General features: G+C 62.2%; 21 protein-coding genes and 2 pseudogenes. 9 read left to right on the top strand and 14 right to left on the bottom strand.

The annotated features are described in order from the left end of the window. Positions 1–254 precede the first annotated feature (254 nt). The 6 genes and pseudogenes from ABE456_RS11110 to ABE456_RS11085 all read right to left on the bottom strand — a co-directional run bounded on the left by ABE456_RS11110 (position 255) and on the right by ABE456_RS11085 (position 4,692). Positions 255–551: a chorismate mutase gene (locus ABE456_RS11110; RefSeq protein ID WP_346643948.1), complete on the bottom strand. Its 297-nt coding sequence runs from the start codon at positions 549–551 to the stop codon at positions 255–257. 152 nt (positions 552–703) lie between these two features. Then, positions 704–1,483 (bottom strand): annotated as a pseudogene (locus tag ABE456_RS11105) (TonB-dependent receptor); the annotation flags it as partial. A gap of 1 nt (position 1,484) precedes the next feature. Then, positions 1,485–1,688, bottom strand: a pseudogene (locus tag ABE456_RS11100) (TonB-dependent receptor plug domain-containing protein); the annotation flags it as partial. 102 nt (positions 1,689–1,790) lie between these two features. Further along, positions 1,791–2,399 (bottom strand): L(+)-tartrate dehydratase subunit beta, encoded by a 609-nt coding sequence (gene ttdB / locus ABE456_RS11095; protein ID WP_003259286.1) that lies wholly within the window; start codon positions 2,397–2,399, stop codon positions 1,791–1,793. Next, positions 2,396–3,295, bottom strand: a complete 900-nt coding sequence (gene ttdA / locus ABE456_RS11090) for a L(+)-tartrate dehydratase subunit alpha (RefSeq protein ID WP_346643949.1) — start codon at positions 3,293–3,295, stop codon at positions 2,396–2,398. The genes ttdB and ttdA overlap by 4 nt, the downstream gene beginning before the upstream one ends. A 62-nt stretch (positions 3,296–3,357) precedes the next feature. Then, on the bottom strand, positions 3,358–4,692 hold the full coding sequence (locus ABE456_RS11085; RefSeq protein WP_346643947.1) for a dicarboxylate/amino acid:cation symporter: 1,335 nt from the start codon (positions 4,690–4,692) through the stop codon (positions 3,358–3,360). A gap of 194 nt (positions 4,693–4,886) precedes the next feature. On the opposite strand from ABE456_RS11085, the gene ABE456_RS11080 reads away from it, so the two are divergent. After that, a complete protein-coding gene (locus ABE456_RS11080; protein WP_346643946.1) occupies positions 4,887–5,798 on the top strand; it encodes a LysR substrate-binding domain-containing protein in 912 nt (303 codons plus the stop codon). A 120-nt stretch (positions 5,799–5,918) separates the two neighbouring features. On the opposite strand, the gene ABE456_RS11075 is transcribed toward ABE456_RS11080, so the two are convergent. The 6 genes from ABE456_RS11075 to ABE456_RS11050 form a co-directional block, all read right to left on the bottom strand. Next, positions 5,919–6,824, bottom strand: a complete 906-nt coding sequence (locus ABE456_RS11075) for a MurR/RpiR family transcriptional regulator (RefSeq protein WP_346643945.1) — start codon at positions 6,822–6,824, stop codon at positions 5,919–5,921. Between the two features lie 78 nt (positions 6,825–6,902). After that, positions 6,903–7,667, bottom strand: coding sequence for an ATP-binding cassette domain-containing protein (locus tag ABE456_RS11070; RefSeq protein WP_346643944.1), 765 nt, complete (start codon positions 7,665–7,667; stop codon positions 6,903–6,905). 19 nt (positions 7,668–7,686) lie between these two features. Then, positions 7,687–8,799: a succinylglutamate desuccinylase/aspartoacylase family protein gene (locus ABE456_RS11065; RefSeq protein WP_346643943.1), complete on the bottom strand. Its 1,113-nt coding sequence runs from the start codon at positions 8,797–8,799 to the stop codon at positions 7,687–7,689. Positions 8,800–8,808: 9 nt separating this feature from the next. Further along, entirely contained in the window at positions 8,809–9,507 is a 699-nt protein-coding gene (locus ABE456_RS11060; protein ID WP_346643942.1) for an ABC transporter permease, read from the bottom strand. A gap of 13 nt (positions 9,508–9,520) precedes the next feature. Further along, positions 9,521–10,210: an ABC transporter permease gene (locus tag ABE456_RS11055; RefSeq protein ID WP_346643941.1), complete on the bottom strand. Its 690-nt coding sequence runs from the start codon at positions 10,208–10,210 to the stop codon at positions 9,521–9,523. 24 nt (positions 10,211–10,234) lie between these two features. Beyond that, entirely contained in the window at positions 10,235–11,011 is a 777-nt protein-coding gene (locus ABE456_RS11050) for an ABC transporter substrate-binding protein (protein WP_346643940.1), read from the bottom strand. A gap of 290 nt (positions 11,012–11,301) precedes the next feature. On the opposite strand from ABE456_RS11050, the gene ABE456_RS11045 reads away from it, so the two are divergent. Together ABE456_RS11045 and ABE456_RS11040 are read left to right on the top strand one after the other, a co-directional pair. After that, positions 11,302–11,787: an isochorismatase family protein gene (locus ABE456_RS11045; RefSeq protein ID WP_346643939.1), complete on the top strand. Its 486-nt coding sequence runs from the start codon at positions 11,302–11,304 to the stop codon at positions 11,785–11,787. Between the two features lie 79 nt (positions 11,788–11,866). Further along, complete coding sequence (locus ABE456_RS11040) at positions 11,867–13,717, top strand: DUF3857 and transglutaminase domain-containing protein (RefSeq protein ID WP_346643938.1); 1,851 nt, start codon at positions 11,867–11,869, stop codon at positions 13,715–13,717. 138 nt (positions 13,718–13,855) lie between these two features. Here ABE456_RS11040 and ABE456_RS11035 read toward each other — a convergent pair whose 3' ends face one another. After that, positions 13,856–14,581, bottom strand: a complete 726-nt coding sequence (locus tag ABE456_RS11035; RefSeq protein ID WP_346643937.1) for a FadR/GntR family transcriptional regulator — start codon at positions 14,579–14,581, stop codon at positions 13,856–13,858. 325 nt (positions 14,582–14,906) lie between these two features. On the opposite strand from ABE456_RS11035, the gene ABE456_RS11030 reads away from it, so the two are divergent. The 6 genes from ABE456_RS11030 to ABE456_RS11005 all read left to right on the top strand — a co-directional run bounded on the left by ABE456_RS11030 (position 14,907) and on the right by ABE456_RS11005 (position 21,439). Further along, complete coding sequence (locus ABE456_RS11030; protein WP_346643936.1) at positions 14,907–16,055, top strand: branched-chain amino acid ABC transporter substrate-binding protein; 1,149 nt, start codon at positions 14,907–14,909, stop codon at positions 16,053–16,055. 131 nt (positions 16,056–16,186) lie between these two features. Continuing rightward, positions 16,187–17,125 (top strand): branched-chain amino acid ABC transporter permease, encoded by a 939-nt coding sequence (locus ABE456_RS11025; RefSeq protein WP_346643935.1) that lies wholly within the window; start codon positions 16,187–16,189, stop codon positions 17,123–17,125. A 10-nt stretch (positions 17,126–17,135) separates the two neighbouring features. After that, positions 17,136–18,383 carry an ABC transporter ATP-binding protein gene (locus ABE456_RS11020; RefSeq protein ID WP_346643934.1) on the top strand — a complete coding sequence of 416 codons (1,248 nt, stop codon included), beginning with the start codon at positions 17,136–17,138 and terminating at the stop codon, positions 18,381–18,383. Then, positions 18,380–19,153: an ABC transporter ATP-binding protein gene (locus ABE456_RS11015; RefSeq protein ID WP_346643933.1), complete on the top strand. Its 774-nt coding sequence runs from the start codon at positions 18,380–18,382 to the stop codon at positions 19,151–19,153. Before ABE456_RS11020 ends, ABE456_RS11015 begins: the two co-directional genes overlap by 4 nt. Further along, on the top strand, positions 19,150–19,866 hold the full coding sequence (locus ABE456_RS11010; protein WP_346643932.1) for an ABC transporter ATP-binding protein: 717 nt from the start codon (positions 19,150–19,152) through the stop codon (positions 19,864–19,866). Before ABE456_RS11015 ends, ABE456_RS11010 begins: the two co-directional genes overlap by 4 nt. Before the next feature lie 199 nt (positions 19,867–20,065). Further along, positions 20,066–21,439 carry an amino acid permease gene (locus ABE456_RS11005; protein ID WP_346643931.1) on the top strand — a complete coding sequence of 458 codons (1,374 nt, stop codon included), beginning with the start codon at positions 20,066–20,068 and terminating at the stop codon, positions 21,437–21,439. A gap of 32 nt (positions 21,440–21,471) precedes the next feature. Here ABE456_RS11005 and mrdA read toward each other — a convergent pair whose 3' ends face one another. Further along, complete coding sequence (mrdA, locus tag ABE456_RS11000; protein WP_346643930.1) at positions 21,472–23,367, bottom strand: penicillin-binding protein 2; 1,896 nt, start codon at positions 23,365–23,367, stop codon at positions 21,472–21,474. Between the last annotated feature and the right edge of the window lie 308 nt (positions 23,368–23,675).

Here is a 23,675-nt window from a genome sequence, read left to right as displayed (position 1 = left end):
GCTTGTGCTCCCACACGTGCTCAAGGCACCTCCGGCATTCAGCTTGCCATTCACCGCTCTCACTCCAGATTCTAATCCCCTCTCAAGACACAAGCGGCTTTAGCCGCGAAGAATTTAACGCGGTGCATGGCACCGGCTGCGCCGGTGTTCGCGGCTAAAGCCGCTCCCACAGTGTCCCTGCTAATTCAATGAGTTATATGCAGTTATAGGAGTGCGGCCTTGTGTCGCGATCGGGCTGCAAAGTGGCCCCCGGCTTACTTGCCGGTCAACTCCGCATGCACCTGCAACTCTTCATCGATAAACGCCGCGATCATTGCCCGATACACCCGCTCCACCACCTCCGGCGAAGCCCCGGTTTCCCCGGCAATCCCGCGCACCTTGGCAATTACCTGCTCGACCCGCGCCGGTGCGCGCACGTCATCGGTGGTTTTCTTGAAGGCCGCCGCCTGGGTCACCAGCTGACCGCGCTGGGCGAGCAGGGTGACCAGGTCCCGGTCGATGTGATCGATGCGCGCGCGAACTTCTTCAATCGATGTGCAGCGTACGTCCATGTGTGCAGCTCCTTGAGGGTGATGCAGGACAGTAGCACAGCACATCAGCTGATTCAGAAGTCATAACGCAGGTTCAACGTGGCGTTCCTCTGCGCCCCGTAGTGGCCATAGTTGCCCGCCAGGCCTGTAGTTGTTGCCGGTGACGGGGTAGGTGAGGCATTGGGCAGTGGTTGCCAGACCAGGCCCACGGAGAAGTTGGTCGACTCCTCCGGCTTCAGCGCCTTGCCACCCAGCAAAGCTGCCTCCGGGCTGTCGGCGCGCAGGGTACGCTGCTGCACCTCGACCCAGTTGCCACTACCCGGTGGCTGTTCCACCACCTGCACGCTGAACGACGACAGCCCGCTCTGTACCAGCGAAGGCGCGCGGTAGCCGCTGCTGGCGCTGGCCCGCGCAGCAATCTCGGGGGTGAAGTCGTAGCGCAGTGACAGCTTGCCGTTGGTGGTGTCGCCGAAGTCCGAGTAATGCTCGCTGCGCACCGCAACCCCAGCCTGGAATTTCTCGGTGAGCTGGGCTTCGACATCGAAGTAGGCGCCGATCCCCCGGCGGTCCAGCGATACGGCATCGACCTGGGTGATGCCCGAGTAGTAACCCGGGATGCGCCGGCCGGAAATGGGGTCGATGGTGTTGAACAGCGGCCCGTTGGACCCGCCGGCAGCGTCGCCTTCGCTGAGGTCGTAGTTTTCCTGGCGCCAGGCCAGCCCGGCGGACACGGTCAACGGCTTTAACAGCCAGTCGTTGGCAACGTCGCGGGTCCAGTCCAGGGTCAGGTTGGTCTGGTCGGCTTCGCGGCGGCCGGTGTAAATGGTCGACGGGCTGGCCGTGCCCCAGCTGGGGTTGATGGCGTTGCGGTCGGTGGAGTCGACGCGGTTGTCGCCGTAGTTCAGCGCCAGGTCGAAGTTGCCCAGGGTCTGGTCCTCGAAACGCAGGCCACCGGGTCGGCTTTTTCGAAATCACGTTGACCGCGCCGGCCGTGGTGTTCTTGCCATACAGGGTGCCTTGCGGCCCGCGCAGGATTTCGATGCGTTCCAGGTCAAACAGCGGCCCACCGCCGGCGATGGGGGCGTTGAGGTAGACATCGTCGGCGTAGATGCCCACCGGGTACACCGTTGCCGCGCCGGTGTCGCCGGTGCCCAGGCCCCAGCAATCCATGCGTCAACGCTGAACCGCTGGGGCCGCTTTGCGGCCCAATCGCGACACAAGACCGCTCCCACATGGCCTGCGTTGCTGTGCAGCCGACGGTTACTTGATGAACCGCACCTGGCTGTTGATCTTCTCGATCACCGCCCCTTTGCGCTCATTGAAGCGCGCCTTGTTCTGCTCGAACAGGTTGTTGCCCTTGGTATCGATGGAGATGATCAGCGGCCCGAATTCGCGCACGCGGTTCACCCACAGCGTTTCCGGCATGCCCAGGTCCTGCCATTCGGCGCGTTCGATCTCTTCCACCTGGGTGGCTGCCAGCACCGCACAGCCACCTGGGAACACTGCATGCACGGCTTTGTTCTCCAGGCAGCCGGTGGTGGTTTCCGGGCCCATGCCGCCCTTGCCGACAATCAGCTTGACCCCGGTCTGTTCGATGAACTGCTTCTCGAACTTTTCCATGCGCATGCTGGTGGTCGGGCCAATGGAGACCATCTCGAAGCTGCCATCGTCTTTCTTCCTGACGATAGGGCCGGCGTGGAAAATCGCGCCGCCACGCAAGTCAACCGGCAGCTCGCGGCCCAGCTCGATGAGGCGGCGGTGGGCAACGTCACGGCAGGTCACCAGTTGCCCGGTAAGGTAGACGACATCGCCCACGTTGAGGTTGGCCAGGTCTTCGTCGCTGATCGGAGTGCTCAGGATCTTTTTCACAGTACTACCCCTTCGTGCGAGAGGATGTCATAGGACAGGTCGGCGTTGATGCGGATCTTGCCGCGGCGGTGCGCCCAGCAACCGGTGGACACCGCCACGCCAATGGTGGAGGGGTGGCGGGCCGAGGACTCGATGTTCACGCCCATCACGCTGCTATTGCCGGTCAGACCCTGCGGGCCGATGCCGATTTCGTTCAGGCCGTCTTCCAGCAGCTTTTCCATCATCGCCGCGCTTTCGTTGGGGTGGCTGGAATCCACTTCACGCAGGATGGCCTTCTTCGACAGGCGTGCAGCGGTCTCTACCGAGGTCGATACCCCAACCCCTACCAGCAACGGCGGGCAGGCGTTGACACCGCGGGAGGTGATGACATCGAAGACGAACTCGGTCACCCCTTCATAGCCTTGCCCCGGCATCAGTACCTTGGCCGACCCCGGCAAGGTGCAGCCGCCACCGGCCATGTACACGTCGACGATGGCGTAGTCGGCATCGGGGATGATCTCCCAGTCCAGCCACGGGATTTTCGAGCCGGTATTGGTGCCGGTGTTTTTCTCGATGAAGGTTTCCACCGCGTTATGGCGCAGCGGCCCCTGGATGGTGGCTTCCTTGGTGGCGTTCTCGAGGATGCCTTCCATTTCACCCAGCAGCGGGAAGCGCGCACCGGCAGAAATGAAGTACTGGATCACGCCGGTGTCCTGGCAGCTGGGGCGGTTGAGCTTGTCGGCGTATTCCTGGTTGTCGGCCATCGAGTCGTACACGGCGATGGCCAGCGGGTTGGTTTCGGCCGCGCGCAACTTGGCGGTCTTTGCCTTCACGTCTTTGGGCAGGCGTTTGCCGATGTAGGCGGTGAACTTGGCCAACACGTCGGTCAGCGACGCGACGGCTGTTTCTTTATTGATGGTATCCATGATTATTTCCTCACTGCATCACAAGGCGGGTTCTTCTTGCTGTTATCGAAAGGTCAGGGTGCGGGTGTGCCAGCCTCCATACGGGCAAGGGCGGGGTGCGGCGGTGTCGGTTCTGCCTGGTCTGCCGGTGCCTGGCCGTTGAGCACCCGGGTCATGTGCTGCTTGTCCAGCGCACCCACCCAGTTGGCGATGGCCACGGTGCCGACGGCGTTGCCGATGGTGTTGGTGATGGCGCGGGCTTCGGACATGAAGCGGTCTACGCCCAGCAGCAGCACCATGCCGGCCACCGGGATGTTGTCCATGGTCGCCAGGGTCGCGGCCAGGGTGATGAAGCCCGAGCCGGTTACACCTGCGGAGCCTTTGGAGGTGAGCAGCAGCACACCTAGCACGATCAGTTGGTCCATCAGGGTCAAGGGTGTGTTGGTGGCCTGGGCAATGAAGATGGCGGCCATGGTGTAGTAGATGCACTGGCCGTCCGGGTTGAAGGTAAGGCCCGAGGGGATTACCAGGCCGACCACCGGTTTGGACACGCCAACGTGTTCCAGCTTGTTCATCAGCTGCGGCACCACCGACTCGGACGAGCTGGTGCCCAGCACGGTGAACAGTTCTTCCTTGAGGTACTTGAGGAACTTCCACAGGTTGAAACCGGCCAGCCGCGCGATGGCGCCCAACACGATCACCACGAACAGGAAGCAGGTCAGGTACATGGTCGCCATCAGCTTGCCCAGCGACACGATCGAGCCCAGGCCGTACTTGCCCACGGTGAAGGCCATGGCGCCACAGGCGGCCAGCGGAGCCACGCGCATGATCATGCCGACGATGAAGAACATGCCGTGGGAGAACGCTTCCAGCACATCGACCATCGGCTTGCCGCGTGGGCCGAGGTGTGAGAGGGCGATGCCGAACAGGGTGCTGAACAGCAGGATTGGCAGGATCTCGTTCTTGGCGAAGGCGTCGGTCACGCTGCCGGGTATCACATGCAGCATGAAGTCGATGAAGCCACCGCTGTTGCTGGTTGCGGCGGCGGTGTAGGTGGCGATGCTCTTGGCGTCGAGGGTGGCAGGGTCGACGTTCATGCCCTGGCCGGGCTGGACGATATTGACCACTACCAGCCCCAGTACCAGGGCAAAGGTAGACAGCACTTCGAAGTAGATCAGCGCGCGTACGCCCACGCGGCCGAGTTCCTTCATGTTTTCCATCTTGGCGATGCCCAGCACCACCGTGGCGAAGATGATGGGGGCGAAGACCATCTTGATCAGTTTGATGAAGGCGTCACCGATGGGCTTCAGGTCAGCGCCAACCTGCGGCCAGAACACCCCGATCAGCACCCCGAGGGTTACGCCGATCAATACCTGTACGTAGAGCTTGCCGAACAATCGCTTGGCCATTGCCGTCTCCGAATTATTGTTGTGAGTCGGATTTATCTGGCGGCCGGGCTAATCATGGGGTGCAGGTCACACCTGGCCTTGGCGGCCGAAGAGCCCAGCTTTTTTGTGGTTAATCACGCAGGGCAAAAGGTAATGGTTTTTCGAAAATGCTGTAATACAATGAAATTCAACTCATTGTTTCCCTCAGGTTAATTATGAATCCGGTATCGGAGTTGGCGTTCTTCACCCAGTTGATCAGGGTGGGCAGCCTGGCGGGCACCGCGCGCGAGCTGAACCTGACCCCGCCGGCGGTTTCCAAGCGCCTGGCACAGCTGGAGCAGCGTCTGGGCGTGCGCCTGCTCAACCGCACCACGCGCAGCATCAGCCTGACCGCCGAAGGCGAGACCTACCTGGTGAATGCCAGGCGGATATTGGGCGAGATCGAGGAAATGGAGCGCCAGGTGTCCAGCAGCCGTGCCGAGCCGAAGGGGTTGCTACGGGTCAATGCGCCGCTGGGTTTTGGCCGGACCCATGTAGGGCCGGCGGTGTCGTCGTTCGCCAAGCGCTACCCCGAGGTGGAGGTGCAGCTGCACCTGAGCGACCGCCCCATCGCCTTGCCGAACGACGCCATCGACGTGGCCATCCGCTTTGGTGAGCTGCCCGACTCGCGGCTGATTGCCCGCAAGATCGCGGCCAACCGCCGCCGGCTGTGTGCGGCGCCCAGTTACCTGGAAACCCACGGCACCCCCGAAGCGCCAAAGGACCTGGCCAGCCACAACTGCATTGTGTTGCGCCAGAACGACGCCGCGTTCGGCATCTGGCGGCTCAGCCGCGGCAAGCACAGCGAATCGGTGAAGGTGCACGGCAGCCTCAGCACCAACGATGGCGAGGTCGCCCTGAACTGGGCGCTGGATGGCCAAGGCATCCTGATGCGGGCCGAGTGGAACCTGGCTGATCACCTGCGCAGCGGGCGCCTGGTGGAAGTGCTGGGTGACTACCACACACCGCCCGCGGATATCTATGCGGTGTACCTGGAGCGCTTGAATCTATCGGCCAAGGTGTCGTGCTTTGTCGAGCACTTGCGTGCGTTTTTCCGCGAGGGCGACAGCCTGGCGGCGTGGCATTAGGCTTTTACAGGTTTTACAGGAGCAGCGCAGTTTCGGGCTCCCACAAGGGCCCGCTAATTCAATGAGTTATGTGCAGTGCATCAGGTTAAAGGCTCTTTGTACGAACTTCACTGCGCTGAGCTACTTTCTGGCTACCTTGCCGCTAGGCACATGCAGATAGGACATCACGCTTTCTGTCAGCTCTGTCGCCAGCCTGACCGCTTCCTTGTTGCGCGCCATGGCCCCGGCAACCAGCCCCTCGATAAGTGCCAGCACGGCAATGTTGGAGCTGGTCAGCACCGGGTGATCGGCAGGCGCAAACAGTACATGTTGAGCGATGGCAGTCAGGGGGGATGCGGGCGAATCGGTAATCGCCAGCACTGTAGCGTTACGCTCGCGGGCAAAGCGTGACAGCTGCAGGGTGTCCTGGGAATAGCGGGGCAGGGCAATTGCCAGCAGCACATCCTGGTCAGTGATGGCGGCCAGGCGGTAGGCGGCATTTTCGTTGCCGCCCTCCATGCTGATGGCGCAGGTGTCCTTGCAGAACGGCACCAAGGTCGAAGCCGCGAGGCCGGCCAGGTAGACACTGTTGCCGAAACCCAGCACGTAGACTTTACGCGCCGAGATCAGCGTGCTGACGAAGGCTTCGAAGGCATCGGCCGGGTTGATGCTGGCGGCGCTGGCCAGGTTGCTGCTGGCGCTCTGGATCTGCTCATGCAGACCGAAATCGCCACCGGGCCGCTGGGCCAGCTCGTTGCGCAGCTTGTCTACCGGCGAGACCATCTGCTGCAAGGTCGTCACCAGTTCGGCCTTCATGCCGCTATAGCCACCCAGGTCCAGGGCTTTGGCCAGGCGATTGACTGCCGCCGGCGAGGTGCCGGTGGCCTGGGCCATGTCTTCGATGGTCAGGGTTGCTGCCTTCAACGGGTGGCGCAGGATGTAGTCGGCGACCTTGCGCAGTGAAGGTGGCAGGTCGGTCAGGCTCTGCGACAGCTTGCGCATGACTGGCGAGGCGTACACGGTGGTGTCTTTCGAATTGCTCGGCATGCGGCCAAAGCTCCCTGAATGAGTGGCCCTAGTGTATCCCAAGGCTTCCCCGGCGGCAGCCGGGGCGCCAGGGCTTGCTTACTTGAGGCTGCCGGCAAGAAACTGCTGCAAGCGCTCGGACTGCGGTCGCGCCAGCACCTCCCGCGGGTCGCCACGCTCCAGCGCTACCCCCTGATGCAGGAACATGACCTGATTGGAAACCTCGCGGGCGAAACCCATTTCGTGAGTAACCACCACCATGGTCCGGCCCTCCTGGGCAAGCTCCTGCATGACCTTCAGTACCTCGCCGACCAGCTCCGGGTCGAGCGCCGAAGTCGGCTCATCGAACAGCATGACCTCCGGCTCCATGGCCAGTGCCCGGGCGATCGCCACGCGTTGCTGCTCGCCACCCGACATGTGTGCCGGATACGCGTCACGGCGATGGCTGACGCCAACCTTGTTCAGGTAGTGCTCGGCTTTCTCACGGGCATCCTTGCGGGCCATGCCCAGCACATGCACCGGGGCTTCCATGACGTTGGCCAGGGCGCTCATGTGCGACCAGAGGTTGAAATGCTGGAACACCATGCTCAGCCGTGAACGCAGACGCTGCAGCTGGCTCGGGTCGGCGGCCCGCAGCCCATCGCGTGGGCAGGTGCGCAACTTCAGTTGTTCGCCATTGACCAGGATCTGCCCGGCATTGGGTTGCTCAAGCAGGTTGATACAGCGCAGGAAGGTGCTTTTGCCCGAGCCGCTTGAGCCGATGATGCTGATCACATCGCCTGCCTTGGCCTGCAGCGAAACGCCCTTGAGTACCTGGTGGTTGCCGTAGCTTTTATGCAGGTCCTGAATTTCCAGTTTGTTCATCGATGGATACTCGTTGGTGTCAGTCGCTGAGCAAGCGACCGTGGCGAATGGGTAGGCTGCCAGCGACTTTTGCCAGCCACAGGCCTGGTTGGGCGAAGCGAAGGCGCTCGCGGGCATAAAGAATGCCGTCGGTGGTGGCCCTGACTACGCTGTGGCGGTCACTGAGCGGGTCGATGACTTCGAACAGTGGGTCGCCGGTACGAACCTGTGCACCGAGGGGTTGCAGATAGCTGACTACCCCTGGGTGTTCGGCATAGGCGTACTGGGCACCGGCGAACGGTGTGGCCTGGCAGCAATGATTCGGTACCGCCGGCCATGGGCCGCTGACAAAGCCCTGGTCGGCCAGATAGGCAAGCATGTGTTCTGCATCGGCCTGGCATTGTTCGCGCTCGGTATCGGCCATGCCGCGCAGCTCGATGGTGGTGGCGATGCAGGCCAACGGGATGTTCGCTTGCGCAAAATGCTCGGGCAGTTTCACCCACGGCACTGCACAAGCTTCGTCGAACGCATTGCCGCCGGCGTCCTCGGCAAGCAACGCGGCTTCAGCACCCAGGCGTGCCGCCAGCGAGCGTAAGCGGGGCCAGTTTTGCGGGAGTGCATAAAGCAGCATCACCGATTCGAAATCACAGTGCAGGTCCAGCACCACGTCGGCATCACACGCATGCTGCAGAAGCAGCCGGCGAAGGCCATCGAGCTCCGATTGCGCAGCAGGAAGTTCGCCAAGAATGTCGCGCATGGCACGGCGGATGGTGGCCACGTTGGCCTCGCCGTTCTCACCCAGCTGGCCTTCCAGGCGCTTGATCAGCGCATCGGTCAGTGCCGGGAAGTCGCGGTTGAAATTCTTGCCGCTGTTGAACTCGAAACGGCCCTGGTGGGTGGCTTGGAACATCTGGCCGATACCAATCGGGTTGGCCAGGGGCACCAGTTCTATCACGCCCGTGAGCCGGCCTTGGGCTTCCAGTTCGGCCAGGCGGGCCTTCAATGCCACCGCTACGCGCATGCCTGGCAGTTCGTCAGCGTGTAGCGAGGCCTGGATATAGGCTTTGCGCGGGCCGCTGCCGAAGCGAAACACGCTCAGGGTGCGTTGGCTACCGCAGGCACTCCAGGGCAGGATATGGTCGATTTGCTGCATGGATGTTCCTCAGTGCTTGCGTGGGGCCAGGTGGCTCAGCCAGCGGCGCTCGGCCACCTTGAAAAGGCGTACCAGCAGGAAGGTCAGGGCCAGGTAAATCAGCCCCGCAGTAATGAATGCCTCGAACGGCAGGTAATAACGGGCGTTGAAGGTTTTTGCCGCGCCCGTGATATCGACCAGGGTGACGATCGAAGCCAGGCTGGTGGTCTGCAGCATCATCAACACTTCGTTGCTGTATTGCGGCAGCGATCGGCGCAGGGCCGACGGCAGCAGGATGCGCCGGTACAGGGCCAGGCGCGACATGCCCATGGCATGTGCGGCTTCGACTTCGCCCCGAGGCGTGGCGCGCAAGCTGCCGGCTAGCAATTCGGCGCTGTAGGCGCTGGTGTTGATGGCAAACGCCAGGCACGTGCAGAAAGTTGCGCTGGACAGATACGGCCAGAGCGGGCTCTGGCGCACAAGCTCGAACTGAGCCAGGCCGTAATACACCAGAAACAACTGCACCAGCATCGGCGTGCCGCGAATTACGTAGGTGTAGAGCCAGGCCGGGTAACGCAGCAGGCAGGAGCGCGAAACGCGCATCAACGCCAGCGGGACCGCAACAGCCAGGCCACAGGCCAGGGAAATCAACAGCACTTTCAGGGTTAGCGCAATGCCATTGAGGTACAGCGGCAGGCTCTGCCAGATCAGTTGGTAGTCAAGCATCATGCAAACCTTCCTTTCACAGTTCGGCGGCTTTGATGCCGAAGGAGTAGCGTTTTTCCACGCGGCGCAGCAGCAGCAGCGACAGGCTTGTCAGCAGCAAGTAGAGCCCTGCCACGGTAAGGAAAAACGTGAACGGTTCATGGGTGGCATCAGCTGCGTTCTTGGCTTTGAACATCATGTCCTGCAGGCCGATCACGGAAATCAGCGCGGTGGACTTGGTCAGTACCAGCCAGTTGTTGGTGAAGCCCGGCAGCGCCAGGCGCACCAGTTGCGGCACGCTGATGCGCCAGAACACTTGCAGTTTGCCCATGCCGTAGGCGGCACCTGCTTCGGCCTGGCCCTTGGGAATGGCGAGAAAGGCGCCGCGAAAGGTCTCCGAGAGATAGGCACCGAAAATGAAGCCCATGGTGCAGACCCCGGCGATGAACGGGTTGATGTCGATGTACTGCTCGTAGCCCAGGGCCAGCGCCAGGCGATTGACCAGGTCCTGGCCGCCATAGAACACCAGCAGGATCAGGACCAGGTCAGGTATACCGCGCACTACAGTGGTGTAGATCTCGCCCAGGGACGCGAGCCATCGCAGGGGTGACAACCGGCAGGCGGCGCCGATCAGGCCGAGGCTGATGGCCAGGGCCATCGCCATCAGGGCCAGGCTGATGGTTAACCAGGCGCCATCGAGAATGCTCGATCCGTAGCCGTGAAGCATGATGAAAGTCCTCGTCAGGCGGGGTTACTTGCCGTAGATATCGAACGGGAAATACTTGCTCTGCACTTGCTGGTAGGTGCCGTCGGCGCGGATGGCGGCAATGGCGGCGTTCAACCGTGCGAGGTTGGCGCTGTCGCCCTTGCGCACGGCAATCCCCGCACCGCGGCCGAAGTAGCGTGGGTCGCTGATGTCCGGGCCGACCAGTGCAAAGCCTTGGCCGGCGGGCGTCTTGATGAAGCTCTCTTCGGTAATGACGATGTCGGCGAGGGTGGCATCCAGCCGGCCCGCAACCAGGTCGAGGAAGGCTTCATTCTGCGAGGCGTAGCGCACCACCTCGACACCTGCATTTTCCAGCTGCTCGGTAGCGAAGCGGTCGTAGGTGGAGGCGCGCTGCACGCCGAGCTTCTTGCCTTTCAGGTCTTTTGCCGGGTCGTTGATCTGGCTGCCGGCCTTCATCGCGAACTTGCCGGGGGTGTGGTAGTACTTGTCGGTGAAGTCGACTGACTTGAGCCGATCTTCCGTAATCGACATTGACGACAGCACGGCGTCAATCTTGCGCACCTTCAATGACGGAATCATCCCGTCGAATTCCTGGACCACCCACTGACATCTGACCTTCATCTGCGCGCACAGGGCATTGCCGATGTCGTAGTCAAAGCCTGCAATCTCGCCTTCGGGGGTGCGGTAGGAGAAGGGCGGATAAGCCGCTTCGATGCCAATGCGCAGGCTGTCTTCGTCAGCCTGGGCCAGTGCGCTGCAGGCACAGAGTGCCAATGCGCCTAGAAGTCCGGTCTTGTTCATATTGTTGACTCCGGTGGATAGGGCAGTACCGGCCTTGGCTCATCAAAGGGCGCGGCTTGGTGCGAAGAAAAATGACATGTTTAATTTCACAAATCAATCTATGTGAAAATAAATGTATCAGTCCGGCGACTGCCGGTCATCCGGAGCATGCGAAGCGGGCTGCCGGGTTCACCTATGCTGGCGAGCGTGCAACGCGCCGAGTTGCCAAGCCCGACGCAGGCGCGCTGCAATGACCATGGCCCTTGCCCACGTTATACTTCACGCCTTTTTGCCAGTACCGGAAGCCGCCCATGCGCCAGGTTTTGCTCATCGTCGATGTCCAGTCCACCTTCAGCCCGCCCGAATGGCTGGTTGATGGCCTGCGCCGGTTGTCGGCGAACATCCCCACCGTCGCCTCGGTCGAGTTGCACGACGAACGGGTCACGCCGTTTGAGCGGCAGCTCGGCTGGCACCCGGCGGCGGAGGACGAGAGCCTGGTCGAAGCCGACCAGGTGTTCGTCAAGCATGGTTACGGGCAGAGCGCCGAGGCTATCGAGTACATCCGGCAACTGGGCGTGGAGCGGGTGCTGGTGTGTGGGCTGCAGACCGAGACCTGCGTGCTGGCAGCCGGCTTTGCCCTGTTCGATGCGGGGTTGATGCCCACCTTGGTCACGGACATGACAGTGGGGTCTTCGCTGGACCGGTCTGGCAAGCTGGGTATCGAGCTGTGGCAGCATCACTTCCGCCAGGTCACCACTTCGGCCGAAGTGCTTGCCGAGCTCGCTGCAGACGCGTAACGCATGTAATCACTTTGCTATCATGCGGCGCCAATGCGTATCATTGTCGATTGTTGTCCGCTGATAGAGAAGGATCTCCATGTTGAAAATGCCCTGCCTGGCAGCTGTTCTGCTGCCTGTCACAATGATCTGGTGTGGCCTTGCCCACGCGTTTACCGATGGCACCGACCGGTCCGTCACCCTGGAAAAGATCGAGCAGACGTTCGTGGTGCAGAGGGATGGCACCTTCAGCGTCGACGTCGACAGTGTGCTGCTGATCAACGAAGAACGCGCCATCAAGGCCAATGCCCAGCGCCCGGTCAGCTACAACCGCTCGCTGGAGACGCTGCAGGTGCTGCAGGCCTACACGCAAAAGCCCGATGGGCGCAAAGTGCCGGTGGACGCCGCGCACATCAAGGAGCAGCAGGAGCAGGCCTCGGCGCAGGCACCGATGTTTCAGGATTCGGTGAACAAGGTGGTCATCTTCCCGGAGGTGGCGGTAGGTGATCGGCTGGTGCTGCGCTACCAGCGCAAGCGCTTTGCGCCGCTGTTCCCCGGGCAGTTCGAGGACATCACCATGCCGGAATTTCACCCGGTCGGGCAGTTTTCGCTGACCTACGACCTGCCGCAGGGCATGCCGCTGCAGGCCGATGCCCGCGGTTTCAAGGCCGCGCCTCCAGCTACCGGGCAAGGGCGTAGCGTGTATCGCTGGGATTACGTACCGGCCGCGCGGGCGCGGGTCGAAACGGGCGCGGTGTCATACCTGGACTACGGCCACTACCTGGCAGTCTCGACCTTTTCCGGGTTCAAGGAATTCGCCCAGGCCTATCAAGCCAGGGCCGCGGTCGAGGTCACCCCGCAGATCACCGAATTGGCCCAGCGCCTGACGGCCGGTTTGCCCACTGCGCGGGAAAAGGCCCTGACCCTCAGTGACTGGGTGCGCAAGAACATCCGCTATGTTGCGGTGTATGTCGGTGCTGGCGGGGTGGTGCCGCATGCCGCGCAAACCGTGCTGGACAACCGCTACGGTGACTGCAAGGACCATGTCGCATTGCTGGAAGCGCTGTTGAGCGCGGCAGGTATCAAGAGCACACCAGCACTGCTCAACCTGGGCAATGCCTACGTGTTCCCCAAGGTGCCGACCCTGGGGGTGCTGAACCATGTGATAACCTATGTGCCGAGCCTGAACCTGTACCTGGACTCCACCGACCCGTCGATTGCCGCGGGTTACCTGCCATTGGCCGTGCTCAACAAGCGGGTGTTGCTGACTGCCACCGGCGAGTTCGGGCAAACCCCGGCGATGCAGCTGAACCAGGTTTCCAGTGACTTGCAGTTCAAGGTCAAGGGCGATGGTGCCGCCGACTTCAGCAACGTTGCCACGGTGAAGGGCTGGGCCAGCGAGGTGAGCCGCTTTGGCGTGAAACTGATGAAGCCGGCAGACCGCGACAGGTTGGTCGAGAAAGTACTGGCCGCCTACGGGCAGCGTGGCAGTGGTTCGTTCAAGATCAAGCCGCCCGCTGGCGATGGCGACTTCGTCAGCACCGTGGACGGGCGCACGGAAAACCTGGTGAACCTGCCAGGGCCGGTTGGGGTGGTGACCCTCAGCAGCCTGGCGGGTGGTATTTCGCAGAATGTGTACAGCTTCGCCATGGAGAAAGAGCGCACGCAGAACTTCGTGTGTATTTCCAGCGACACCGTGGAAACATCACGCTTCGAGTTCCCGGCCGAGGTCAACGTGCTGGCGATCCCCAAACCGGTGAAATTGCGCGACGGCAATGTCGACTACAGCGCGCGTTATACCCAGGATGGCAATGCGGTAGTGGTGGAGCGGCATTTCAAGTTCAGCCGGCCGAATGTGGTTTGCTCGCCTGAGGATTTCACTGCGATGAAACCGGCGCTGGAGGCGATGATCCGCGACCTGCAGAGCCAGATCATCGTACAGGCGGGCTAGACGCCGATTGTTTGGCTGGCGCGGGCCCCTGTAGGCGCGACACAAGGCCGCCCCTACAGGGGGCGCATGGATCTTGAGCATTGCGCAGGTCCTGTGGGGGCGGGTAAGCCCGCGCAGTGGCCGGGACAAATTGACCACTCAGGCCTTGCTGTCGAGCAACCGCTGATATCGCGACAAGCTCTCTTCCAGGTGCTTGCGCAGCGCCGTGCGCGCACTGTTCACATCACCCATGCTGATCGCCGACAGGATTGCCCCGTGCTCACGGGCGATCTTCTTGATGTGCGCCTGGCGGTTCTTGCCGGTTACCTGGCCATGCTTGAGGTTCAGGTCGAGGATGATGTCCGGGCCCAGCGCTTCCAGCAGCTGAGTGAAGTGCGGGTTGCTGGTGGCACGGGCAATCGCCAGGTGGAACTCGAAGTCGGCCTTGGCTTCTTCCTCTTGCGTGGCACCGTCCAGCGAGTTGAACCGGTCGAACGCCTCGGTAATCGCCGCCATGCTGGCCGGGCTGCGGCGCTCGGCGGCGCGGGCTACCGATTCGGTCTCTACCCCCAGGCGCAGCTCAAGGATCTGCGCAGCAGCGCGTACATCATCGACCACGCTGTCGATGGCAAAGCCGATGCGTTTTACATCCTGCTCGACCACGAACACGCCCACGCCCTGGCGGGCGATCAGGCGCCCGCCCAGGCGCAGCGAGGCCACCGCTTCGCGGATGACCGGGCGGCTGACGTTGAACTCTTTGCACAGCTCCTGTTCGGACGGCAGCTTGTCGCCCGGGCCGTAGGTGCCGTTGTCGATCCGGTTGGAAAGCTCCTGGATCACGGTTTCCGCCAGATTGGCGCGACGCGTGCCTAACGACGCATTCATAGAAAAGTTGCTCCTGAAACTGATTGGCTCATCACGGTTGGTTCTCCGCCAGGTTGCGCGCAGCCCTGATGCCCCTTGCGGCGGGATCCGTAGCCAACCAGCGGTGATGTTGTAGGCATATGTTATCAAACATCTGATCTGTAGGAGCGCGCTTCCCCCTGAACAGTCCTGCACATGCACCAGTAAGAATATTTAACCACGGCTTAAGCATACACCCATTGACAGTTGCCTGCTGACTGTTATCTTACAAGTGCGATGGCGTTCCGGCCAATTCGCATGCGGTAAGCGATGTCGAGGTTCGTCCAATCACTACTGGGAGCTGAGCATGAATAACAACAAGGGAGGGCGTGCAGCCCTCGCGACCGCGGTAACATTGCTGATGGCCATGGGGACGGCAAACGCAGCAGACAGCGAAATCGTCAGGATCGGCTTCGCCGGCCCCCTGACCGGCCCTTCGGCGCACCAGGGGCAGGACGTCGAACATGGCATCCAGATTGCCGTCGATGAGGCCAACCAGCAGCAACTGAAAATCGGTGACAAGGTAGCCCAGTTCAAGCTGGTTTCCGAAGACGATGTCGCCGACCCACGCACCGGCACTGCAGTGGCGCAACGCCTGGTAGACTCGAAAGTGGCAGTGGTGATCGGCCATTACAACTCCGGCACCAGCATCCCCGCCTCGAAGATCTACGCCGCCGCCGGCATTCCGCAGATCTCCCCCTCGGCCACCAACCCCACCTTGACCCAGCAGGGCATCCCTTCGGTGTTCCGCACTGTCAACGACGATGCCACCCTCGGCCGCTACGCCGGCAACTATCTGGTCAGCCAGCTCAAGGCCCAGCGTATCGCCATCTTCGATGACCGCACTGCTTATGGCCAGGGCCTGGCCGATGAGGTGACCAAGGCGGTCAAGGCCGCTGGCGGCAATGTGGTGGTGCGCGAGTACACCAACGACAAGTCCACCGACTTCAACGCCATCCTCACCACCGCCAAGGCGCAAAAGGCCGATGCGGTGTTCTTCGCCGCCCTCGACTACCAGGCCGCACCAATGGCCAAGCAGATGAAGAACCTGGGCCTGAAGGCGCGCTTCATGAACATCGGCAACTTGCCTAACGACTCGTTCAAGCAGATGGCCGGCAGCGCCGCCGAAGGTACCTACGCCTGGAACTACGGCACGCCGCTGCTGGACATGCCCAAGGGCGCGGCCTTCGAGCAGAAGCTCAAGGACAAGTTTGGCGTCGGTGTGGTGCAGTCGTCGCCCGCTGCATATGACGCCACCTGGGCAGCGATCAATGCCATGGTCAAGGCCGGTTCCGACGACCCCAAGGTGTACTTGCCAGTACTCAAGAGCCAAAGCTACGAAGGCGTCACCGGCACCATCGCCTTCGATGACAAGGGCAACCTGAAGAACCCGGCGGCCACCGTGTTCCAGTACGCCGACGGCGGCTGGAAAACCCTGTCGGTCCAGCGCGACTAAGCGCCACTTCTATAACAAGCAGGCGCCGGCCTGCCACATAACAACAAGACTTTTCCCACCTGCCAGGCCTGTCGGCGTGTGGCGCTGAGCCGCCGCGCGCCGACGACAACGCAGTTTCGAGGATTCAGCGCGTGGACGGTAATTTCGATATCTTGTTGCAACAGGTCCTCAACGGCCTGGTGCTGGGCAGCATCTATGCCCTGGTAGCCCTGGGCTACACCATGGTTTACGGCATCATCGGCCTGATCAACTTCGCCCACGGCGAGGTGGTGATGGTCGGTGCCATGGTGACCATTTCGGTACTGACGATGCTCGCTGGCGCAGGCTTTGCCCCCGGCATCATCACCTTGCTGTTGGCGATCATGGCCGCCGCAGTGGTGTGCATGTTGCTGGCCCAGGGCATGGAAAAGTACGCCTATCGGCCCTTGCGCAAAGCCCCGCGGCTGACCCCGCTGATCCTCGCCATCGGCATCTCCATCGCCTTGCAGAACCTGGCGATGATGATCTGGGGGCGCGGTTACAAGACCTTCCCTGAAGTAGTCGAAACCCAGCCGGTGGACGTATTCGGTGCCACCATCACCAATGTGCAGCTGTCGATCATGCTGATTGCCGTGGTGATCATGCTCGGCCTGTGGCTGCTGGTGGACAAGACTCGCCTGGGCAAAGCGATGCGCGCCACCGCGCAGAACCAGGAAGTGGCCGGGCTGATGGGCATCAACATCAACCGCGTGATCTCCGCAACCTTCCTTATCGGCGCCAGCCTGGGTGCAATTGCCGGGGTGATGCGTGCCATCAACTATGGTCAGGCCGACGCCTACATGGGGCTGCTGCTGGGCCTGAAGGCATTCTCCGCAGCGGTGCTCGGCGGCATCGGCAACCTGTTCGGGGCCATGGCCGGCGGGCTGTTGCTGGGGCTGATCGAGTCGCTTGCAGCGGGCTACACCGGGCAGATCACCGGTGGCTTCCTCGGTGCCAACTACCAGGATATCTTCGCCTTCGCGGTGTTGATCCTGGTGCTGCTGTTCCGCCCGAATGGCTTGCTTGGCGAACGCCAGGCCGACCGGGCGTAAGGAGGCGGCCATGAAAAACCTCAAGAGCCAATACCTGCTGTTGATCCTCGGTTTCATCGCCTTGCCGTTCCTGGTCGAAGCCATCCCCATGCTTGGCCCGACCTGGGTGCGCATCCTTGGCTTTGCCATGCTTTACGTGCTGCTGGCACTGGGCCTGAACATCGTTATCGGCTACGCCGGCCTGCTCGACATGGGCTACATCGGCTTCTACGCCATCGGCGCCTACCTTTACGCCTTGCTCGCCTCTCCGCACCTGCAGATGGCCGGCCTGCTAGAGGGTGTGCTGGACTGGCCGGTGTGGTTGATCATCCCGCTGGCGGCCGTGGCTGCGGCCATCTGTGGGGTGCTGATCGGTGCCCCGGTGCTCAAGCTGCGCGGCGATTACCTGGCGATCGTCACCTTGGGCTTCGGCGAAATCATCCGCATCTTCATGAACAACCTGGACCAGCCGGTGAACCTCACCAATGGCCCCCAGGGCATCAGCAACATCGCCCCGTTGCACGTCGATTTCGGGCCATGGGCGCACGCGCCCGGTGCAGGCGCAACACCGGTGTTGTCGCTGCAGCAAAGCTGGAGCCTGTTCGGCCTGCAAGTGTCGCCGGTGATCAGCTACTACCTGTTCTTCCTGTTCATCGTCATCCTCTGCATCGTGTTGTCCAAGCGCCTGGAGGTGTCGCGTATCGGCCGTGCCTGGATGGCCTTGCGCGAAGATGAGGTGGCCGCCGAGGCCATGGGCCTCAACAAGCGCAACCTCAAGCTGCTGGCGTTCGCCATGGGGGCGACCTTTGGCGGCGTGTCTGGTGTGCTGTTCTCCAGCTACCAGGGCTTTGTCAGCCCCGAGTCGTTCACCCTGATGGAGTCGATCATGGTCCTGGCCATGGTGGTGCTTGGTGGCATGGGCTCGATCCGTGGCGTGGTGCTGGGCGCGCTGATCCTCTCGGTGATGCCCGAGCTGTTCCGCGACCTGGTCAACTGGGTCCAGCCGTGGGTGATGGACAACGTCACTTTCATCAGCCGCGACATCCTGCGCAACGTACTGGATGCTTCGACCCTGCGCATGCTGGTGTTCGGCCTGGCGCTGATCCTGGTGATGCGTTTCCGCCCTGAAGGCCTGTGGCCGTCCGACCGTCGCCGTGCCGAGCTGCACGATGACGACGCAAATGCGGAACTGGCGCCGGCAGCGCTCAGCAGTGCATTACATGCCCCGGCTAGCGAAGCATCCTTCGAACTCCCGATCAAAGAGGCTGACAAGGCATGAGTGACATCCTTCTCGAGCTGCATCAGGTCAGCAAGTTCTTCGGTGGCCTGCAGGCCCTGCATGGCATCGACCTGAGCATCCGCCGCGGTGAGATTCGCGGCCTGCTGGGCCCCAATGGCGCCGGCAAGACCACCCTGTTCAACGTGCTTACCGGGCTGTACCGCGCCGAGCAGGGGCGGGTGGTGTTCGACGGCAAGCCACTGCGCATCAGCAAGCCGCACAGGGTAGTGGAGGCTGGCATTTCGCGTACCTTCCAGAACATCCGCCTGTTCCACAACATGACCGCCCTGGAAAACGTGATGATCGGCCGCCATGTGCGCACCCGCAGTGGCGTGTTCGGCGCCATCCTGCGCACTCCGGCCTGCGTGCGTGAAGAGCGGGAGATCCGCCAGGCCGCGCGTTACTGGCTGAACTATGTCGGCATTGGCCACCTGGCCGGCGAGCTGGCCAAGAGCCTGTCCTACGGCGACCAGCGCCGCCTGGAAATTGCCCGGGCGCTGGCCACCGAGCCAAAACTGATCGCCCTCGATGAGCCGGCGGCGGGCATGAACGCCTCGGAAACCGAAGGCTTGCGCCAACTGATGTGCAAGATGCAGGCGGATGGCAAGACGGTGTTGTTGATCGAGCACGACGTGAAGCTGGTGATGGGCCTTTGCGACCACATCACCGTGCTGGAATTCGGCCGCAAGATCGCCGACGGCCTGCCAGCCGAGGTGCGCAAGGACCCACGAGTGATCGAGGCTTACCTCGGCGCGGAGGCAGTGGCATGAAAAACATCCTGCAAGTGAGCGACCTCAAGGTCAGCTATGGTGCCATCCAGGCCATCAAGGGTATCGACCTGACAGTGGGCGAGGGCGAGATGGTGGCGCTGATCGGTGCCAACGGCGCGGGCAAGACCACTACCTTGAAGACCTTGGCCGGGCTGCTCAAGCCTAGCGCCGGCAGCATCACCTTCGATGGTAAGGCGCATGCGGCGATCAAGGGCCATGACCTGATCCGTGAAGGGTTGGCATTGGTGCCGGAGGGGCGGGGTATCTTCCCTAAACTGACGGTGCACGAAAACCTTGAGATGGGCGCCTTCAGCCGGCGCGACGGCAAGGATGCCATTGGTGCCGATATCGAGCGCATGTACGGCATTTTCCCACGCCTGAAGGAGCGGGCCTTCCAGCTAGCCGGCACCATGTCGGGCGGCGAGCAGCAGATGCTGGCCATTTCCCGGGCGTTGATGGGGCGCCCCAAGCTGCTGTTGCTGGACGAACCGTCCATGGGCCTGGCGCCGATCATCGTGCAGAAGATCTTCGAAACCATTGTCGAGGTGGTCAAGGGCGGGGTGACGCTGCTGCTGGTCGAACAGAATGCCCGGTTGGCGCTACAAACCTGCCAGCGCGCCTACGTGATCGATGGCGGGCGCATCAGCCTGGAAGGCTGCGCCAAGGCCTTGCTGCATGACGACCAGGTGAAGAAGGCCTACCTGGGCGAATGATCCATTCACAATGACAAGAGGGGTTTGCCCGGGGTTGAGTGTCTGCCTTGCCGGCCTCTTCGCGGGTTAAACCGCACCCACAAGAACATCACAGGTCTCGAAGGCGGTGATGTACCTGTGGGAGCGGGTTTACCCGCGAAGAGGCCCGTGAGTCCTGTCTGATGTCCGCCCCAGCCAGGCCCCCCCAAAGGTTTTAACGATGTCGCAAGTATCCCTGCAGCACGGCCTGACCTCGCGCCAGGTTTCCATGATTTCCATCGCCGGCATCATCGGTGCCGGCCTGTTCATCGGTTCGTCCAAGGCCATTGCCTCGGCCGGCCCGGCCATTCTCATCTCTTATGCGTTGACCGGTCTGCTGGTGCTGCTGGTCATGCGCATGCTCGGCGAAATGGCCGTGGCCAATCCCACCAGCGGTTCGTTCTCCACCTACGCCGCCGAAGCCATCGGCCCCTGGGCCGGCTTTACCATCGGTTGGCTGTATTGGTGGTTCTGGGTGCTGATCATTCCTGTCGAGGCCATCGCTGGTGCCGATATCCTGCATGCCTGGTTCCCGGCCGTGCCGTCCTGGTTGTTCGCCTTCCTGATCATGGGGGTGCTGGCAGCAAGCAACCTGGCCAGCGTGAAGAATTTCGGCGAGTTCGAGTTCTGGTTCGCCCTGGTCAAGGTGGTCGCCATCCTGGCCTTCATCGTAATTGGCGGCATGGCGCTGTTCGGTGCCTGGCCATTGGCTGAGGTCTCCGGTGTAAGCCACTTGTGGGCCAATGGCGGCTTCGTGCCCAATGGCTGGGGCGCAGTCCTGGGCGGCGTGCTGATCACCATTTTCTCGTTCTTCGGCGCCGAGATCGTCACTATCGCCGCTGACGAAACTGCCAACCCACAGGCCAAGATCCGTCGCGCGACCAACCTGGTGGTGTACCGCATCGCCATTTTCTACCTGGCGTCGATCTTCCTGGTGGTGTCGCTGGTGGCCTGGAACGACCCGGGCTTGGCAGCGGTAGGTTCGTTCCAGCGGGTGTTGGAGGTGCTCGACGTGCCAGGCGCCAAGCTGATGGTGGACATTGTGGTGCTGGTGGCGGTGACCAGCTGCATGAACTCGGGGCTCTATACCGCCTCGCGCATGCTCTATTCACTGGGCGCGCGGGGCGAGGCGCTGTCGATTACCCGGCGGGTGACGGCGAATGGCCTGCCAGTGGTGGCGGTGCTGATGTCGACCCTGGCCGGGTTTGCCGGCTGCCTGGTCAACTACGTGTTCCCGGGCAAGGTGTTCAGCTTCCTGCTGTCCACCACGGGGGCGATAGCCTTGCTGGTGTACCTGGTGATTGCCATTTCACAGCTGCGCATGCGGGCGCAGGCCGAGCGCGAAGGTGTGCAGCTGGCGTTGAAGATGTGGCTGTTCCCGTGGCTGACCTGGTTGGTGATCGGCACCATTTTGATGGTGCTGGGGTACATGTTGTTCAGTGATGCCTACCGCTATGAGGCGCTGATGACTGCCGGGGTGACAGTGTTCATCCTGCTGGTGTGCGTGACCCGGCGGCGCTTGGGTATGGCGGGGAAGGTAGTTTACGGGGGGTGAGATTCTGGGGCCGCAAAGCGGCCCCAAAAATCCTAAGTGTGCGGCACATTCCGAGTGCTTGCACCACCCGCATACTCCGGCTTCAAATGCCCCTGCTCATCCAGCAGGTAGGCATCCATCACCTCGCGCACCACCGGCCCGGCCACCCGGCCACCGGCCTCGCCATTCTCGATCATCACCGCCACCACCACACTCGGGTGATCGGCCGGGGCAAAGCCGACGAACAGGGCGTTGTCACGGTGCCGTTCCAGGGTCTTGTCGCGGTTGTAGCGCTCGCCCTGCTTGATCGCCACCACCTGCGCGGTGCCGCTCTTGCCGGCAATCCGGTACTGCGCGCCGGCTGCTGCAGCGCGGGCAATGCCGCGCGGGTCGTGCATGACCATCTGCATGCCTTGGCTGACCTGGTCCCAGGCGTGTTTGTCGTGCAGCACGATGTTGGGCATCGGGTTAGGGTCGACCGGCGCATCGCCGCCTACGGTCATGGCCAGGTGCGGGCGGTGCCACACGCCCTTGCTTGCCAGCAGGCTGGTGGCCTGGGCCAACTGCAGCGGGGTAACCTGCATATAGCCTTGGCCGATGCCGAGGATCAGCGTCTCGCCAGGGAACCAGGCCTGGCGCCGCGTGGCGCGTTTCCACTCGGCCGACGGCATCAGCCCGGAGGCTTCCTCGAACATGTCCAGCGACACCTTCTGGCCCAGGCCGAACTCGGCCATGTATTCATGCAGGCGGTCGATGCCCAGCTTGTGTGCCAGGTCGTAGAAGTAGGTGTCGTTGGAGCGCATGATGGCGGTGTACATGTCCACCCAGCCGTCGCCACTGCGGTTCCAGTTGCGGTACTTGTGCTCATAGTTGGGCAGCTCGTAGTAGCCCGGGTCGAACACCCGGCTGCCGGGGGTGATCACACCGCTGTCGAGGCCGGCGATGGCTACTTCCGGCTTCACTGTCGAGCCGGGGGCGTACAGGCCTCGCAGCACGCGGTTGAACAGTGGGCGGTCGATGGAATCGCGCAGGGCGGCGTACTGCTTGAAGCTGATACCCTTGACGAACAGGTTGGGGTCGAAGCTGGGGTTGCTGACCATTGCCAGTACATCGCCGTTGGCTGGGTCCAGCACCACCACTGAGCCACGTCGATCACCCAGGGCCTTTTCTGCGGCAACCTGCAGGTGGGCGTCCAGGGTGAGGATGATGTCCTGGCCGGGGGTCGGGGCCTTGTGGTTGAGCACGCGCATCACCCGGCCCTGGGCGTTGGTCTCGACTTCCTCGTAGCCCACATGGCCATGCAACTGGCTTTCGTAGAAGTGTTCGATGCCGGTCTTGCCGATCGACTGGGTGCCGCGGTACTCGGTGCTGTCGAGGGACTTGGCTTCTTTCTCGTTGATGCGCCCTACATAGCCCACCGAATGGGCGAAATGCTCGGCCAGCGGGTACTCGCGGATGAACTGCGGCTCTACCTCCAGGCCCGGCAGGCGGAACTGGTTCACCGCCACCAGGGCGATCTGCTCTTCGCTCAGGCCCACCATCAGGGTCACTGGCTCGAAGGGCTTGCGGCCACGGCGCAGGTCCTTGTCGAACTGCTTGCGGTCGTCCTCGCTCAGGCCCAGCACCTGCGTCAGGGTGTCGAGCACCTTCGCCGAGTCACCGCCGGCCCGCTCGCGGGTCATGGTGAGGTCGAAGCTGGGCTTGTTGTCGGCCAGCACCACGCCGTTGCGGTCGTAGATCAGCCCGCGTTCGGGGGCGATGGGTAGCACGTGCACGCGGTTGTTTTCCGATACCGCAGTCTGCTGGTCGTGCTGCAGCACCTGCAGCACATAAAGCCGGCCCACCAGCACGGTACACAGGCTGAACACCAGGGCGGCGCAGGCCAGAAGCCGGCGGTTGACCAGGTGCTTTTCCTTTTCGTGGTCCTTGAGGGGGATTGGTTGCGGCATCAGGGGCTCTTTTCTACAGGTATCGCACTCGCCGTGCGGGCGCGCGAACGGGCCGGGGATGCTACGCAACACATCCCGCGCCCTCAAGGCGAGTGGCGACTGGCGGCACCTTGGTATCGGCTGTGTGTCCCGTGATCAGGGCGCTGGCGGGAAACATGAAGATTTGTTCATGGCTGAGCTGTCATGAAAGGTTCCATGGTGCTTTTGGGTGGTTTTATGGATCCATAATAGAATCGTGTTCGATAAACGAACGGAAAATATGATCAGGCTGTAAGTGTTAAAGCATTGAATTAATGGATAAATTTATT

Source organism: Pseudomonas sp. TWI929, from assembly GCF_039673335.1.
Lineage (GTDB): Bacteria > Pseudomonadota > Gammaproteobacteria > Pseudomonadales > Pseudomonadaceae > Aquipseudomonas.
This window is presented reverse-complemented; position numbering and strand designations above follow the sequence as displayed.